General features: G+C 59.7%; 13 protein-coding genes. 4 read left to right on the forward strand and 9 right to left on the reverse strand.

Going from position 1 to position 13,130, the window contains the following annotated elements:
* The first annotated feature begins 71 nt into the window (after positions 1 to 71).
* A complete protein-coding gene (locus tag J5J10_RS10340) occupies positions 72 to 416 on the forward strand; it encodes a hypothetical protein (protein WP_211929800.1) in 345 nt (114 codons plus the stop codon).
* Between the two features lie 236 nt (positions 417 to 652).
* Here the strand turns inward: J5J10_RS10340 and J5J10_RS10345 are convergent, their stop codons facing one another.
* The 8 genes from J5J10_RS10345 to J5J10_RS10380 all read right to left on the reverse strand — a co-directional run bounded on the left by J5J10_RS10345 (position 653) and on the right by J5J10_RS10380 (position 9,501).
* Entirely contained in the window at positions 653 to 1,270 is a 618-nt protein-coding gene (locus tag J5J10_RS10345) for a riboflavin synthase (protein WP_211929801.1), read from the reverse strand.
* Positions 1,270 to 2,349 carry a bifunctional diaminohydroxyphosphoribosylaminopyrimidine deaminase/5-amino-6-(5-phosphoribosylamino)uracil reductase RibD gene (ribD, locus tag J5J10_RS10350; RefSeq protein ID WP_349252061.1) on the reverse strand — a complete coding sequence of 360 codons (1,080 nt, stop codon included), beginning with the start codon at positions 2,347 to 2,349 and terminating at the stop codon, positions 1,270 to 1,272. The genes J5J10_RS10345 and ribD overlap by 1 nt, the downstream gene beginning before the upstream one ends.
* A 2-nt stretch (positions 2,350 to 2,351) precedes the next feature.
* Positions 2,352 to 2,828, reverse strand: coding sequence for a transcriptional regulator NrdR (gene nrdR, locus J5J10_RS10355; protein ID WP_208549199.1), 477 nt, complete (start codon positions 2,826 to 2,828; stop codon positions 2,352 to 2,354).
* 14 nt (positions 2,829 to 2,842) lie between these two features.
* A complete protein-coding gene (glyA, locus tag J5J10_RS10360; protein WP_211929802.1) occupies positions 2,843 to 4,132 on the reverse strand; it encodes a serine hydroxymethyltransferase in 1,290 nt (429 codons plus the stop codon).
* 119 nt (positions 4,133 to 4,251) lie between these two features.
* Positions 4,252 to 6,636: a DUF3772 domain-containing protein gene (locus J5J10_RS10365; RefSeq protein WP_211929803.1), complete on the reverse strand. Its 2,385-nt coding sequence runs from the start codon at positions 6,634 to 6,636 to the stop codon at positions 4,252 to 4,254.
* A gap of 200 nt (positions 6,637 to 6,836) precedes the next feature.
* On the reverse strand, positions 6,837 to 8,162 hold the full coding sequence (locus J5J10_RS10370; protein ID WP_211929804.1) for a L,D-transpeptidase family protein: 1,326 nt from the start codon (positions 8,160 to 8,162) through the stop codon (positions 6,837 to 6,839).
* Positions 8,163 to 8,424: 262 nt separating this feature from the next.
* Positions 8,425 to 8,934, reverse strand: a complete 510-nt coding sequence (locus J5J10_RS10375; RefSeq protein ID WP_208549195.1) for a winged helix DNA-binding protein — start codon at positions 8,932 to 8,934, stop codon at positions 8,425 to 8,427.
* Between the two features lie 138 nt (positions 8,935 to 9,072).
* Positions 9,073 to 9,501, reverse strand: coding sequence for a DUF6163 family protein (locus tag J5J10_RS10380; RefSeq protein WP_211929805.1), 429 nt, complete (start codon positions 9,499 to 9,501; stop codon positions 9,073 to 9,075).
* Positions 9,502 to 9,614: 113 nt separating this feature from the next.
* On the opposite strand from J5J10_RS10380, the gene hemB reads away from it, so the two are divergent.
* The 3 genes from hemB (at position 9,615) to J5J10_RS10395 (ending at position 12,060) form a co-directional block, all read left to right on the forward strand.
* Positions 9,615 to 10,622 carry a porphobilinogen synthase gene (gene hemB / locus J5J10_RS10385; protein ID WP_211929806.1) on the forward strand — a complete coding sequence of 336 codons (1,008 nt, stop codon included), beginning with the start codon at positions 9,615 to 9,617 and terminating at the stop codon, positions 10,620 to 10,622.
* A gap of 75 nt (positions 10,623 to 10,697) precedes the next feature.
* The gene (locus tag J5J10_RS10390) at positions 10,698 to 11,156 is read left to right on the forward strand and encodes an RDD family protein (protein ID WP_208549192.1); all 459 of its coding nucleotides are present in this window, start codon (positions 10,698 to 10,700) and stop codon (positions 11,154 to 11,156) included.
* Between the two features lie 124 nt (positions 11,157 to 11,280).
* A complete protein-coding gene (locus J5J10_RS10395; protein WP_211929807.1) occupies positions 11,281 to 12,060 on the forward strand; it encodes an arginyltransferase in 780 nt (259 codons plus the stop codon).
* Positions 12,061 to 12,090: 30 nt separating this feature from the next.
* Here J5J10_RS10395 and J5J10_RS10400 read toward each other — a convergent pair whose 3' ends face one another.
* Complete coding sequence (locus J5J10_RS10400; RefSeq protein ID WP_249116711.1) at positions 12,091 to 13,050, reverse strand: nitroreductase family protein; 960 nt, start codon at positions 13,048 to 13,050, stop codon at positions 12,091 to 12,093.
* Positions 13,051 to 13,130: the final 80 nt, after the last annotated feature.

Below are 13,130 nucleotides of genomic sequence, written 5' to 3' on the forward strand. Positions count from 1 at the left end.
CTATCTCAACAATGCAAGCGGGACACGCCTTGATGCGCCTCCCACTGGCTTCATTGAAAAGGAGAAAGACAATGAACCGCTTTGCAAAATTCACAGCCGCTACCATCATCAGCGTAACCTCGATCGCCGGAGCAAGCTTCGCCGCCAACGCAGCGCAGAATCTCGATGCGACGATCGCCCACATGAAGAGCCCGAAATTCACGGTCGAGACTGTCGACAGCCTTGACCGGAACAATCCGGACAGGGTGGCTCTTGAAGCGAAGAGCCCGACATCGGCGGAAGCACACGCACTGCAGGCTTCGATCATCGCAAACAAAGAGCTCAGCGGAGCGTTGAAGGCGCAAAAGGTGGAGATTGGCAACATCGTCGGCGCCGAGGAGGCAGCTGACGGCGGCCTGACCTTCTACGTTCGCTGAAACCGGACACACAGATAAAATAACCGCGCCTCCCCGGCACATCCGGGGAGGTGTTGCCGTCTCTGACGGAACCAAATCCTTCCATCGACTGTTGTTAGGGCGGCGAACACCTGCGGGTGTCACTTAACGACAGGAGGCTTATATGTTTCGAGGATTGTTGCTCTGGCTGATCGGTATTCCACTTCCGATCGTTATCGTGCTCTATTTCCTTTTCCTGCGCTAAAAACGCAGAAGCACTACCGTTTTGAAGCTGGAAATTCGGCGAGGCGGGCTGCATAGCGTGCCATCGTATCCACTTCAAAATTTACCATATCGCCAGCCTTTCGTTCGCCCCACGTCGTAACGTCGAGCGTATGGCGGATCAGCAAGACGTCGAAGTCGCAACCGTCAACCGCGTTGACGGTCAGCGAGGTGCCGTCAAGCGCGACCGATCCCTTCGGGGCAACGAATCGCGCAAGCGTTTCAGGGACACGCAGGCGAAAGCGCGTCGCATCCCCTTCCGCCACAACAGATATGATCTCTGCCTTGCCGTCGACGTGACCGGACACGATATGACCACCCAACTCGTCGCCGATCTTCAGCGATCTCTCGAGGTTGATGCGCGTTCCGCTCGTCCATGAGCCTATGGTCGTGAGGCGCAAGGCTTCTTCCCACGCCTCCACCTCATACCAACGCTCGTTCGAGCCTTCAGCCGGGAGCGCGGTTACCGTCAGGCAGGTACCGGAATGGGCGATGGACGCTCCCATGGCGATAGTTGTGGGATCGTAAGCTGTTTGGACCCGCAGGCGCACACCTTCATTGAGAGGTGTAACCGACTCGATCGTTCCCACATCGGTGACAATTCCGGTGAACATCAGGACGCTCTTTCATATTGCTGGAGAATATCCCCTCCGAGATTTTCCTGATGGAAAAGCTCGAAGCCGGCAGGAATATTGGTCCGCGAGACCGGCGATTCAATCCCGCCCGCACCGAGCGACACAGAACCGGTATAAAGATCGATCCGGTCAACATAATCCGCATCGAGAAAGGCTCGTGCAACGAACGCACCTCCCTCGACAATAAGGGTCGACAGACCACGCGCGGCCAGCTCGCCCAGCAATGAACGAAGATCGGCGACCGGCAACACCTCGACCCCGGCGGCCTGCAGGTCGGCGTGCTGTCGGGTGCCGGCGGCTTCGGGCTTACAAGCGACGATGACCGGCACCTGTCGGGCACTCTTGGCGAGCTTCGACGACAGCGGCAATCGCAATTGGCCGTCGAGTACGATCCGGACGGGGGATCGGTCTTCAAGACTAGGTAGCCGAACCGTCAACTCCGGATCGTCCGCAATCACGGTGCCAATGCCGACCAGGATAGCATCGCTGACCGATCGCAACCGGTGAACCTCGGCACGCGCGGCCGGGCCGGTGATCGCTACCTGCCCTGCGCCGCGCCGGCCGATCATGCCGTCTTGTGAAACGGCAAGCTTCAGAATCACTTGCGGGCGCTTTTTCGTCTGGCGCGAGAGGTAGCCGGCGAGCGCACGCCGCGCTTCCTTTTCCAGAACACCGGTGGTCACCTCGACGCCGGCATCAATGAGCAGCTTCAGCCCCCGTCCGGCGACGCGCTCGTCCGGATCGACCAGCGCGATCACAGCGCGCTTGATGCCGGCCGCGATCAGCGCGTTTGCACAAGGAGGTGTCCGACCGTAGTGAGAGCAAGGTTCAAGCGTGACATAGGCCGTCGCTCCCCTGGCCTTTTCGCCGGCGTCATCGAGTGCCTGTGTCTCGGCATGAGGACGACCGCCGACCGCCGTTACCGCGCGACCCACGACCTCTCCATGGCTGACGATGAGACATCCCACCGAGGGGTTGGTCGAAGTCTGGCCAAGATGTTCAAGAGACAGGCTTATCGCCTCGGCCATAAAACGCTCGTCCTCAGGACGCACGCTCACGCCTACTCAATCCCGCTGTCACGCGAGATCTTGGCGCTGATCTCCTTGATCAGGTTCTCGAAATCTTCGGCGTGGGAGAAGTCGCGATAGACCGATGCATAGCGCACGAAGCCGACGTCATCGAGGCTCTTCAGTGCTTCCAGCACCTGAAGGCCGATCTCCTCGGAGGAAATCTCGGTCTCTCCCGAGCTTTCCAGGCGACGGACAATCCCGGAGACCGCACGCTCGATGCGTTCATTGTCGATCGGCCGTTTTCGCAGGGCAATCTGGAATGAACGTACAAGCTTGTTGCGATCGAAGAGAACCTTGCGCCCCGTCTTCTTGACCACCATCAGTTCACGCAACTGAACGCGCTCAAAAGTCGTGAAGCGGCCACCACAGTCCGGGCAGATACGCCGCCGGCGGATGGAGGTATTGTCTTCCGCCGGGCGTGAATCCTTCACTTGCGTATCGTCGGAGCCGCAGAACGGGCATCGCATATTGCTTCAGACCCTCACATGTAGGGATACATCGGGAAGCGGCCGGTGAGCGCTACCACCTTGTCGCGAACTGCTGCTTCGACGCTGGCATTGCCTTCGTCCGAATTTGCGACCTTGAGTCCGTCGAGAACCTCGACGATCAGGTTGCCGATTTCGGTGAATTCCGCTTCCTTGAAGCCGCGGGTCGTGCCGGCCGGCGTGCCGAGACGGATGCCGGAGGTGACGAAGGGCTTTTCCGGGTCGAAGGGGATGCCGTTCTTGTTGCAGGTGATGTATGCGCGGCCGAGGCCGGCCTCTGCGCGCTTGCCCGTCGCGTTCTTCTTGCGCAGGTCGACCAGCATCAGGTGGTTGTCGGTGCCGCCGGAAACGATGTCGAGGTTCTGCTTGATCAGGGTCTCGGCCAGCGCCTTGGCGTTCTTCACGACCTGAGCTGCATACTCCTTGAATTCCGGCTTCAGCGCTTCGCCGAACGCAACCGCCTTGGCAGCAATAACATGCATCAGAGGGCCGCCCTGGAGGCCGGGGAATACGGCCGAGTTGAACTTCTTCGCCAGATCCTCGTCATTGGTGAGGATCATGCCGCCACGCGGGCCGCGCAGCGACTTGTGGGTCGTGGAGGTCGCGACATGGCAGTGCGGGAACGGCGACGGATGCTGGCCACCGGCGACGAGACCCGCGATATGGGCCATGTCGACCATCAGGTAAGCGCCGACTTCGTCAGCGATCTCGCGGAAGCGCTTCCAGTCCCAGATGCGGGAGTAAGCGGTACCGCCGGCGATGATCAGCTTCGGCTTGTGGGTGCGGGCCTTTTCGGCAACGTCATCCATATCGAGCTGGTGATCGTCTTCACGAACGCCGTAGGAGACGACGTTGAACCACTTGCCGGACATGTTGACCGGGGAACCGTGGGTCAAGTGACCGCCCGAGTTCAGGTCGAGGCCCATGAAGGTGTCGCCCGGCTGCAGGAGCGCCAGGAAGACCGCCTGGTTCATCTGCGAACCCGAATTCGGCTGCACGTTGGCGAAGTTGACGCCGAAGAGCTTCTTGGCGCGCTCGATCGCGAGTTCTTCCGCGATGTCGACGAACTGGCAGCCGCCATAGTAGCGCTTGCCCGGATAGCCTTCCGCATACTTGTTCGTCATGATCGAGCCCTGAGCCTCGAGCACGGCGCGGGAAACGATGTTTTCAGAGGCGATCAGCTCGATCTCGTGGCGTTGGCGACCAAGTTCCTTCTCGATCGCGCCAAAGATTTCCGGATCGGATTCGGCAAGCGGACGGGAGAAGAAGGCATCGGAATTCGACATGTCGCAGGCTCCTCGAAGGGTTGATGCTGAGGGGTCTTAGCGTTCCGTTCGTTGGAGGGCAATACGGGACGCGACATTTGCCGATCAAAGAACGATGTCGCAAACGACAATGCCTGACGTCATGTGGCAAACGGCTTTCCGTCCTGGTCCACGCCGCTGGTGTCACCGTGTCGGCCAAGGACTGCGACAATTTGATCGAGATTGCGGATCGTGACATCGCTCTGCGCGAAGGGGATGTCTATACCGTTCTCGTCGAACACGCGGTGTAGAGTATAGAGGAGATCCGATCGGGTCCCGATTTCGGTTCCGACATCCTTCAGGAAGCATCGTAACTCGAACTCGAGAGCGTTATTGCCGAAGCGCATGAAGAAGACCTGCGGCTCTGGCTTTGACAGGATCGCCGGATGTTCCCTTGCGGCACTCAGCATGAGTTCCCTCGCCTTCCCGACGTCGCTGCCGTAGCCGATCCCGACGGGAACAATCATTCTCCCGACATGCGAGCTCAGCGTCATGTTCTTCACCGTTCCGGCCACCAGATCGGCGTTCGGTATGATGACATCGTGGCGATCAAAGGTTTCGATACGCGTGGAACGAACGGCGATCTTCTTCACGATGCCCGAAAACCCGGATACCTCGATCCAGTCGCCCTCCTTGATGGGCCGCTCGACGAGAAGGATAATGCCAGACACGAAGTTCGAGACGACGGCCTGCATGCCGAAGCCGACGCCGACTGACAAGGCGCCAGCGATGATCGCGAGATTGGAAAGATCAAGTCCAGCCGTTGAGATGGCCAATAGGGCAGAAACAATAATGCCGACATAGCCCAGACCGGTCCTGATTGCATTGCGTCCGCCGGGATCAATCCGCGTCCTCGGCAATACGATTCGGTCCACGATCCGCTGGATCCAGCGCGTAATGAAAAGGCCGATGAGGAACGTGATTGCCAGAACGACAAGGACCTCCGGCGAAAGCCTTACGCCGCCGAGGTCGAAACCTTCGCGGACGATGCGCCAGGCTTCCGACACATCGGACACCCGCGCACCCCACGTGAGTGCAAGCAGCGGGATGACCGCTACGGTCAGGGCAAAACCGAGGAGGACCGAGACCAGTCCTGCGGTGGAGTTCGTGTCGCCGAGCGCCACGCGAACAGGGACCATGAGCGCGTGATGCACGATGTAAGCGAGACCCGCCAGCGCCAGGGTCCCAATGATCGGAGACATAACTTCGCTTCCGGCGGGAACGTAGCCGATCAACGCTCCCAAAAGCGAGACGACCGCCAATGCCTGTATCACTCTTGCCAGGAACGCGAGGAACTCGGGCCCGAGGGGCGTATCGTCCTCCGCTTGTACGGCGGCTCGCCTCTCAGCTGCAACCGCAAGCAAGACACGCGACAAGCCAGCCAACACGATGCAGCCGACAAGGATGCTGAAGCCCTTCAGCACCGATATACTGGCCGGAGCGAAGGCGAAGTCTTCAGCCGCACCGTCGACGATGGCTTCCTGTGTCAGCGCGAGCCCAAAAACCATAGCCAGCCAGTAGCAAGTTCGAGCGAGGCGGTCACTCAGTTCGACCAGACGGATCGAAGGCTGATTGGGCGCAAACAGGATATTGGCGATCCAGTTCATCAACACTAGGCCCAGGGCACCGGCCAGTACCCCGCCTGTCAAATTGACGGCGGTGGTAGGGCCGATGTCCAGAAGAACGACGGCAACAACGAACAAAGCGGCGCCCGAGGTCGACAGGACGAGCCGGAGAAGGTGAACCAGTGCAGCGTGCAGAAAAAAGCGGCCCGAACCAGGCCGTCCCCTCACCGCCCGCTCCAGCCTAACGAGCAGGACGTGGCCGAGCCAAAGCGGAAACAGTATGGCGCTGGCAATGAGAAGCAATGCCGGAATCAGTCGCTCCGACGTGAAATCTACATCCGTTCCCGTGAGCCGCAAGCTGCGACGGGTGTCGACCGCAATGCCCTCCATGTAACGGGCGAGGTCGGCGCCCGCCGACGTCCAGCTCGAAGGATCGAGTGGAGACGGTCCGCGTTCGAGAAGATCGGAGGCCGAGCGGGAGCGGACGAGCCTGTCAATCTCCTCGATCAGCACGTTGGCACGGGCATAAGCCTGCCTTGCCGAAAGAACGGGGTCTTCCGCCAGAGCGAGCGCGTTCGTGAGTGCCTCGCGGCGGCTCGCCACGTTGGCGGGTTCGCTTCCATCCTTTCCAGGTGGCGCTCCCAGCGTCAGAAGTTGCGCACGGATTGTCCGGACACTGATGCTGCCGCTGTTGGCCAGCGCCTCGGCTTCAGATCTCTGTCCGGCCAGTTCAGCCCGCAGTATTTCAAAGGCTTGCGTTGATGCCATGCCGCTCTGAAGAGCCTCTTCGGCCCTCTGGGCCGTTTGCTCCCAGGCCTCGAACTTCGCCTGACGATCCTCAGTTGCAAATGCTTGTGCGAGAACGACCGTCAGCGCAGCGATGAGGCAAAGCATCCCCCGTGCGAGGGACAAAGCCGACATCGATCCAAAGCCGCAACCTCTCACGCCCACGCGCCATCCTCCGTTTCGCAACGAACGGCAATCAAGCAGAACGACCACCGCCCGGCAAGACGAGAGCTGCCGATATCCCTAAGCCGATCGTGGCTCAAGAAGCATATGATGGCGGCACAACGAGAAACGGCGCCCTCTCGGACGCCGTCAACTTGGGAATGTTCGCGCGTTTATTGAGGAAGGAGATCGTCTTCCACGGACCCGGAAATCTGCTCGACACCGATATTCGTCTGCAGCGCCAATTCCTGGTAGCCGTCGAGCTGATAGATATCGTCGCGAAACTGAACGACACGGTCCTTGGCGGACCACGCGGTGATGTAGACGATATGAACAGGAACTTCCTGCGCAAGCGTGATCGGCGTGTTCACACGGCTCGCGATGACGCGCTCCATCTCCTGGCGCGACCAGCCGGGTGTTTCCTTCAGGAGCCAGACGTTCAGATCGCGGACATTCTGGACTCGAATACAGCCTGAGGATTCAAAACGAATGAGCTTGTTGAACAGCCCCTGCTGGGGCGTGTCGTGCATGTACTCGTTGTTCGGGTTGTGGAAGTTGATCTTCGTCGAGGACATCGCGTTGATCTTACCCGGATCCTGGCGGAACATCAGGTTCGGAGCCTTCTCCGCATTCCAGTCGACCGTTTCCGGCGCCACTTCCTGACCGTTGCCGTCAAACAGCCTGATCTGGTTGCGCGTCAGATAGGTCGGATCCTTCCGCATCAATGGAACGATGTCCTTCTCAATGATCGAGCGGGGGGCGGTCCAGTACGGGTTCAGAATAACTTCGTAGATCTTCGAGCTGATGGCATGCGTGGGGCGATCAATGCGACCGACGACCGCGGTGTTTCGCAGGGCAACACGGTCGTTTTCAACGGCTTCCACATAGGCAGCGGGAATATTGACCAACACATAGCGAGAGCCGAGGTCCGGCTTCATTTCCTGGAAGCGCTGCATGTTCTTGTTGAGTTGCTGCAGGCGGACGTCAGCCGAGACATTCATGGCCTTCAGCGTGAACTCGCCAAGCACACCATCTTCCGGCAGACCGTGGCGCGCCTGGAAGCGCTTCACGGCGCCATCGACGTAAGAATCGAAGCTGTCGGAGACGCCGGCCGACCGAGCCAAGTCTCCCGATATCATCAGGCGCTGACGCAAGACACGGACGGAGGGATCGACCACACCGATCTTCAGCTTGACACCCGGGTTGACCTGAGGCCAACCGCCATTTGCGACAATCGCCTGATAGTCGCCGATCGCCTGAAGCAAATTGAATTGGTTGCTTTCACTCAGGATCGGCGTGTTGGAATTGACTGCCGCGGTTACACGAGATGCCTTGGCATCGAACTGATCGTCCCAATTACCACGACGCGGCGCATTGATCACTTCGTCGATTGCGGTCTGAGCCATTGCGGTGCCGGCGACGGCCGACATAGCGGCTGTTGCGGCTCCGCGAAGCAAAGAGCGACGCGACAAGGCGACGAGTTCGAACTTATGCGACATATTTCCTACCGTTTCCCGAGCAGTGAGACCCAAGCCATAAGATGGCGTGGTTAACAAACAACGCATTGGCCCGCGACCGTTTTACGACTTGGCATTGGCAGGGCTGTCCCCACCAAACACATGTCTGCGGCTCTCATAGCAATATGGCCAATTCGTGTCACCTGGACGAGACTCACGAAGGCGTGTTGCGCCGGCTGGAGAAACGTGAGCAAGCCGGGCACGCAAAGCGCACCCGGCCCATCCTCCCTCTTAAAGGGACCGCCTAGAGGCGATAGAGAATCTGGTCGTTCCAGAACCGGTCGAGACGCTGAAGCAGCTTGTTCATCTCGGTGAATTCATTCTGGCCGATGCCGCCGACCTTCTGGATCGAACCGATATGACGCTCGTAGAGACGAGCAACCGTCTCGGCGATCTTCTGGCCTTCGTCCGTCAGGCTGATGCGAACGGAGCGGCGGTCGATGCGCGAGCGTTGGTGATTGATGAAGCCGAGATCGACCAGCTTCTTCACGTTGTAGGAAACGTTGGAGCCGAGATAGTAGCCACGCGAACGCAGCTCGCCGGCGGTCAGCTCCGAATTGCCGATATTGAAGAGCAACAGTGCCTGAACGGCGTTGACGTCCGAACGACCCTGACGGTCGAACTCGTCCTTGATGACGTCGAGCAGGCGACGGTGAAGCCGCTCGACGAGGTGAAGGGATTCGAGATAGAGCGAACGGATCGTCTCTTCCTGCGGGTCAAGCGTTGCCGCCTGCGGCTTGATCTTGGTGTTCATCGGTCTGCCTCACTGTTTGTTGTGGCGGTTGTTTTTTCTTCCCGCCTTGTGAGAGACCTTATCGAATGCCGATAAAATTCTATTTAAAACCTAGGCTTAACAGCACCTTACCGAGGCGTGCTCTTTCATCACGGTAAATCAAACCTTATTCAGTTGCGGGCGCTCCCGTCCTTCGAGCCAAATCGCGGCCCGGAAGATGATGTAGACGATCGCGACGACGCAGTGCATGACGATGACCAGGCGATTGACACCGTAGATGTCCGTCCAGAAACCGTACATGGCAATCTGCGTGCCCGCCGCAAGGACCCAGATCACGGGTCCCCAAGAGCCGGCAAGCCAGAGCCCGAGAGCGGCAACCGGGAAGACGACGGCGAGGCTGGCGCTCGCGATCTGCCAGGGAACGGTCAGGAGATCAAAGCGGCCATGGCCGCCGAGCGAATAGCCGACGAGCATCGCCCAGTACTGCAAGCCGAACCACAGGCACGTGACAGCGACGACCCGCAGAAAAATCAGGAAGAGCTTTCCCGTCAGTGTCGCTTGCGGAAGGTGTGAAGAATCATCGTCCATGCCGCGACAATAGGCGCGCTTCCCACGCCTTGCCAGATGGGTGGTTCGGCTTTGGAAAGCGGGAGCCGCGTGATATGCACCGTTCCCAAGGACAGTGCACAAGGACGGTCACCATGAACAAGACTCATCTGGTCGACGACATTACCGGCCATCGGCGGATGCGCCGCAACCGAAAGGCAGACTGGGTACGTCGGCTGACGCAGGAAAATCGCCTGACTGTCGATGATCTGATCTGGCCGATCTTCGTTGTGCCGGGTTCGAATATCGTCGATCCCATTCCCGCCATGCCGGGCGTCAACCGTCTGAGCCTGGACAAGGCGGTCGAGGCGGCCAAGGAAGCGGCCGATCTCGGCATCCCGGCCCTCGCCACCTTCCCAAACATCGAGATGGAGTTGCGCGACGAAACGGGGTCCCACATCCTTGAGGCCAACAATCTGATCAATCAGGTGACGGCGGCGATCAAGAAAGCCGTGCCCAATATCGGCATCATCACCGACGTCGCCCTTGATCCCTTCACGAGCCATGGCCATGACGGGATCCTCCGCGACAGCGAGATCGTCAACGACGAGACGGTCGACCAGATCGTCAGAGCTGCCGTAACGCAGGCGGACGCGGGTGCGGATATCATCGCGCCATCGGACATGATGGACGGTCGTGTCGGCGCCATCCGTCGCGGGCTGGATGCAGCCGGTCACCAGTCGGTCGGCATCATGTCGTATGCGACGAAGTTCGCCTCCGGCTTCTACGGGCCCTACCGTGAAGCCATATCGACCGGCGGGCTGCTCAAGGGGGACAAGAAGAGCTACTATATCGATCCGGCGAATGGCACCGAAGCGGTCCGTGATGCCGCTCTCGATGTCGAGGAAGGCGCTGATATGCTGATGGTCAAGCCCGGCCTGCCCTATCTCGACATATGCTGGCGCCTGAAGGAAGAATTCGGTCTACCGGTCTATGCCTACCAGGTGTCCGGAGAGTATTCCCAGATCAAGGCGGCCGCGGCCAACGGCTGGCTGGACGAAGAACGCGCGATGATGGAAACGCTGCTCTGCTTCAAGCGCGCCGGATGCGACGGCATCTTGACGTATTTCGCGCCGGCCGTGGCGCGCTTGCTGGCAAAATAGCGACGGAGCGGGGCTCGGGCATTGCGCGGACGCCGGCCACCCACCATATCGGAGAAAACCGAGAAGGAGATAGTGATGGCCCTCGACCCCAATCCTGCTTATGCCGCACCCGACGACTGGCGCGCCTATAGCGGAGTACTGTCGCGGCGCGTGTTCGCATTCATCATCGATTACATGATCGTCGCCCTGCTCTGGGTACCGGCGGCAGTGGTCGTGTTCTTTCTGGGCATTCTGACGCTGGGCCTCGGCTGGATGCTCTATCCAATACTCTTCTTCATCGTGGCGGGCCTCTACTTCGGCGTTTCCCTTGCCGGCCCCTCGCAGGCGACAGCGGGCATGCGCGCGATGGGGATTGCAATGGTGCGGCTCGACGGACGAAAGCTGGACTTCATCACGGCGATCGCGCATCTGGCTCTCTTCTGGATACTGAATTCCGTGCTGACGCCGCTGATTCTGCTGGCGGGTCTCTTCATCGAACGCTCCCGGCTGGTTCATGACCTTTTGCTTGGAACAGCCATGGCGCGGACGTACTAGTCTTTTGTACGGCGTACCGACCGCATCAAAAGTACCACGCCTGTAATGACACAGTTGACGTTTTGCTATCTTGCTCCATGGTATTGTCAGATCAGGCGCGATCCATGATGCCGACCGGAGCCCGATGAACACGCAAACGACGCTATCTCCGCAGTTCTACCTGACGGCACCAGCCACCTGCCCCTACCTGCCTGGCAAGATGGAGCGGAAGGTTTTTACGCATCTGATCGGTCCACGTGCCAACGAGATGAATGACCTGCTGACGCAGGGCGGATTCCGCCGGTCACAGAACATCGCTTACAGGCCGGCCTGCGAATTGTGTCGCGCCTGCGTGTCTGTCCGGATTCTCGCGGATGAGTTCGAACCGACGAAATCAATGCGTCGGGTGCTTGCCGACAACAGCGACCTGGTCTCCACGGTATACCCTGCGCAGCCCTCGACAGAGCAGTTCTCGCTGTTTCGTCGGTACCTCGACCACCGGCACCAAACGGGCGGCATGTCAGACATGTCGGCGCTCGATTATGCGATCATGGTCGAGGATACGCATGTGCAGACCCGGGTGATCGAATACCGGAAGCGCCGACCACAGGATTCCCCGATAGACCAGAAGGGCGAACTGGTGGCGGTTGCGCTATCGGACATGATGGGCGACGGACTGTCGATGGTCTATTCGTTCTTCGATCCGACCCTCACGAAGCGCTCCCTGGGGACGTATATGGTACTCGATCACATCGAGCGGACCCGCAACCTCGGTCTGCCCCACGTTTACCTTGGATACTGGGTCAACGGCTCGCGGAAAATGGGCTACAAGACCCGCTTCTTGCCGCAAGAACATCTCACCATGCAAGGATGGGAACGTTACCTTCCGGACGAGGCGATGGCCGACGGCGTCGAAGCGGAATAGCGCTCCAAAAACCTGATAGCTGCACTTTGCCTAGGTGCGAATCACGTCCGCCACCGGCCGGCGTGGGGAGAAGGGAAGCACATCCGCATACCCGAACCGCAAGACGACATCGGGTCGGAGCCCCCTTAATCTGGCCATCTCGGCGAGAGCGAGGCGAAGCTCCGCGACCTCCAAGGGCTGGTTGACGAAGGCCGTCTTCAGGCCGAGGGCAGTGGCCGCAAGGCAGAAGCGCTGGCAAGATCGTCCGACAGAAATCCAGCCCGCCGGGTCCGCCTGTTCCGCCGCCAAAACGGCGACGCCGGCGGAACTGTCCATCTGTCTGGCGTATTTGTCCGCCTCACCCGACTTTGTAAAAGCAAGGCGGAACGCGAGTGGCCCAAGCCACTCAGGAAGAGACGGATTTCCAGTCGTTGCCGAATAGAGCCCATCACCCGCCGACATCGCATGGGAGGGGCTGAACCGGAGCCAATGCAACAACTCTCGGACGAAGGCAGGGTCGTCCATCTGCCGATTGTTCCCCTCTATGACGAGATCACGGACAAGGTCGATGCGTGCCCGGTCAGTCAGGAGCGAGAGGCTGACGCCGTTGATCCGCGAAGCGCGTCCAAGCGTGGCGAGGCGTTCGGTACTGACGGCCGCACCGGAATAGACGGATCGCGTTGATTGCCGGAACGGGATGGCGGCAAAGAGCGCCTGGTCGAGCGGATCGATCGCCGCACTGGTATCCTCCAGGACAACCGATACACCACCTGCCCCCTGATCCAGCAGATTTACCGTCGTCGAAAGACCACGATTTTCGATGGCAAGCAGGAGATTTTCCAAGGCGCAGCCGAGGCTCACATAGAGATGATGGTCATCCGGATCGACGACTGGAGTCCGGCGTTCAACGTCCGGAACGATATCTATCGTGTTTCCCTTGATTGAGAACAGCCAGGGCTGCGTATTGTGTCCATTGGCAGCAAGGCAGGCGTAGCGGATAAAACCCGCCATGCCACTTCCGTCCAGGGGTGCTCTTAGAGCCGCCGCATAGTCGCTGTATCGCTGACTTTCACGGCTCGCCAAGACAGCCG

The sequence above is a fragment of the Ciceribacter sp. L1K23 genome, from assembly GCF_018122705.1.
Classification (GTDB): Bacteria; Pseudomonadota; Alphaproteobacteria; order Rhizobiales; family Rhizobiaceae; genus Allorhizobium.

Excerpts from the sequence above, each read along its gene's own strand:
- J5J10_RS10370 (WP_211929804.1), bottom strand. The coding sequence starts at position 8,162 with ATGTCGCATAAGTTCGAACTCGTCGCCTTGTCGCGTCGCTCTTTGCTT.
- J5J10_RS10380 (WP_211929805.1), bottom strand. The coding sequence starts at position 9,501 with ATGGACGATGATTCTTCACACCTTCCGCAAGCGACACTGACGGGAAAG.
- J5J10_RS10375 (WP_208549195.1), bottom strand. The coding sequence starts at position 8,934 with ATGAACACCAAGATCAAGCCGCAGGCGGCAACGCTTGACCCGCAGGAA.
- glyA (WP_211929802.1), bottom strand. The coding sequence starts at position 4,132 with ATGTCGAATTCCGATGCCTTCTTCTCCCGTCCGCTTGCCGAATCCGAT.
- J5J10_RS10340 (WP_211929800.1), top strand. The coding sequence starts at position 72 with ATGAACCGCTTTGCAAAATTCACAGCCGCTACCATCATCAGCGTAACC.
- J5J10_RS10400 (WP_249116711.1), bottom strand. The coding sequence starts at position 13,050 with ATGGCGGGTTTTATCCGCTACGCCTGCCTTGCTGCCAATGGACACAAT.
- J5J10_RS10390 (WP_208549192.1), top strand. The coding sequence starts at position 10,698 with ATGGCCCTCGACCCCAATCCTGCTTATGCCGCACCCGACGACTGGCGC.
- hemB (WP_211929806.1), top strand. The coding sequence starts at position 9,615 with ATGAACAAGACTCATCTGGTCGACGACATTACCGGCCATCGGCGGATG.
- J5J10_RS10395 (WP_211929807.1), top strand. The coding sequence starts at position 11,281 with ATGAACACGCAAACGACGCTATCTCCGCAGTTCTACCTGACGGCACCA.
- nrdR (WP_208549199.1), bottom strand. The coding sequence starts at position 2,828 with ATGCGATGCCCGTTCTGCGGCTCCGACGATACGCAAGTGAAGGATTCA.
- J5J10_RS10345 (WP_211929801.1), bottom strand. The coding sequence starts at position 1,270 with ATGTTCACCGGAATTGTCACCGATGTGGGAACGATCGAGTCGGTTACA.
- J5J10_RS10365 (WP_211929803.1), bottom strand. The coding sequence starts at position 6,636 with ATGTCGGCTTTGTCCCTCGCACGGGGGATGCTTTGCCTCATCGCTGCG.